The organism is Cytophagia bacterium CHB2 (assembly GCA_030263535.1).
Lineage (GTDB): Bacteria > Zhuqueibacterota > Zhuqueibacteria > Zhuqueibacterales > Zhuqueibacteraceae > Coneutiohabitans.
On the sequence record SZPB01000637.1, the window covers coordinates 1 to 2,008 of the forward strand.

At 50.3% G+C, this 2,008-nt stretch carries 2 protein-coding genes; both read left to right on the forward strand.

Annotated features, from left to right (window positions below):
• A partial coding sequence (locus FBQ85_29735) for an MFS transporter (GenBank protein MDL1879312.1) occupies positions 1-1,018 on the forward strand: 1,018 nt, incomplete at its 5' end.
• Positions 1,019-1,252: 234 nt separating this feature from the next.
• On the forward strand, positions 1,253-1,864 hold the full coding sequence (locus FBQ85_29740) for a DUF1579 domain-containing protein (protein MDL1879313.1): 612 nt from the start codon (positions 1,253-1,255) through the stop codon (positions 1,862-1,864).
• The last annotated feature ends 144 nt before the right edge of the window (positions 1,865-2,008 follow it).

Genomic DNA, 2,008 nt, shown 5'->3' on the forward strand with positions numbered 1-2,008 from the left:
GGGCAAACTCAGCGATCGCATCGGCCCATTTCTTCAAATGAAAATTTCGCTGCTGCTCTCCGGTGCGCTCTTGCTGATTTTTCCATTTGCCCAAAGCTTTATTGCCATTTTGGGTTTGACCCTGATGTGGGCTGTTGCGAGCGAGGCCTTTCGTCCGGCAAGCCTGGCAGCAATCGTTGATATCGTCACACCGCCGCAGCGCAAAATGGCGTATTCGCTCAACCGCTTGGCAATCAATCTTGGCATGAGCGTTGGGCCGCTGGCCGGCGGTTTCATTATAATGATTTCATATCCGCTCATCTTTTGGGTGGACGGCGCAACGTCGCTGCTGGCCGGTATCCTTCTCGTTTTGACCACACGGCATCACGCACGGCATGTTGCGCACGCTGCTTCCGTCGGTTTGCAGGCGCAACGCTTCAAAGTCTTGCAGGACAAACGCCTGCTCTTTTTTCTATTCGCCATTATTCCGGTCGTCATTGTTTTCTTTCAGCACGAGGGCGCGCTGCCTTTGTTTCTTGTGCATGATATTCATCTGCCCGAATCGGCTTACGGCATACTGTTTACCGTGAATACGCTGCTCATTGTCATCTTCGAAGTGCCGCTCAACATCGCAATGACGCATTGGCCGCATCGCCATGCGCTTGCGTTCGGCGCGTTTCTCATCAGCGCCGGCTTTGGCGCCACTGCCGGCGTTTCCGGTTTTTGGAGCGCCGCACTTGCCGTGGCAATTTGGACGTTCGGTGAAATGGTTTTTCTGCCGGGAGCAGTGGCCTATATGGCAGAGGTTGCGTCCGAGGAACGCCGCGGCGAGTACATGGGCATGTATCAAATGACGTTCAGCCTGGGCTTCACGTTGAGCGGCTGGCTCGGCACGTTTTTGCTGGAAAAGCTCGGCGCGATTTTTTTGTGGGCGATTATGTTTTTGGCAGGTAGTCTTTCTGCTGCGATGCTTTGGCGCATTGATCGTGATCTTGAAAAAGATTCAAACGTCCTCAAAATTGCAGAAGATGCTTCTTGAAAATGTTCGGCTGTGAGACTGCATATTTTCTGAACAAAACAAACCCATCCCCCAAGAGCACACCAAAGTTAATGAGAAAGCGTATGTCATCCGAATAAAACAGCACTCTCGTTCGGCGCTTTTTTCGACGAAGGCCAGAGCGCTGGAAATATGGCGTTCATTGATCAAATGCTTGATGCGAACTTCACTCTTCACAGCGCCCCGCCCGGGTTGCCGTCGGAAAAATAGAAAATTATGCTTGACGAAAATGATTTTCCTTGTTTCATTCTTGCTGGTGACGCTGTTGACATCGTTCAATGGATTTGTTTCACTTTAGTAAAGGAGGCTTTTATGCGTAAGAATTGGGTGATCTTTTCCACTGGCATTCTGTTGCTTGCTTTATCCGCGTTCGCACAAGAACAAGTAACCGCGCCTGCGCCGGTTGAAGATGAGTTGTGGGCCTCACTGGTAGGCGAGTGGGAAGGCTGGTCGGAAGATGCCCTGGGGCGCTCGGAAGACGAGGTCGAGGTTGAGTGGGAACTGCGCAAACAATTTATTCGCACCAAAGTCACGGCGAAGGACAAAAGCATGGTTTACAAAATGGTGGGCTACGCGACGAAGGATCAGGCGACCGGTGCAATCACTTCTTATTGGTTCGACAGCATGCGCGGCGTTTATCGCGGCACAGAAACGCGTACAGGCAATAAATTCACGCTCAGGTTGGAAGGCCCGGCTACGATCGAACGTACGTATGAGCTCGTTGACAACAAGCTGATCGGAACTTACAAAGTCACCCAGCCGGATGGAAAAGTCATCGAAGGCAAGTCGGAGTTGATGCGCAAAGTCAAAAAGGCAAAAAAATCTTAGGATCGTCATTTAAATACCTGAATTTTGCCCGGTATTTGTTCTCACCGGATTTTGTCCTAAATTTAGTTGAAATTTTTCTGATGGCTCCTATCTTGAAGGCAGACAACCACATAATCAGGAGCCCTTGTGAAAAACAAGAAATCT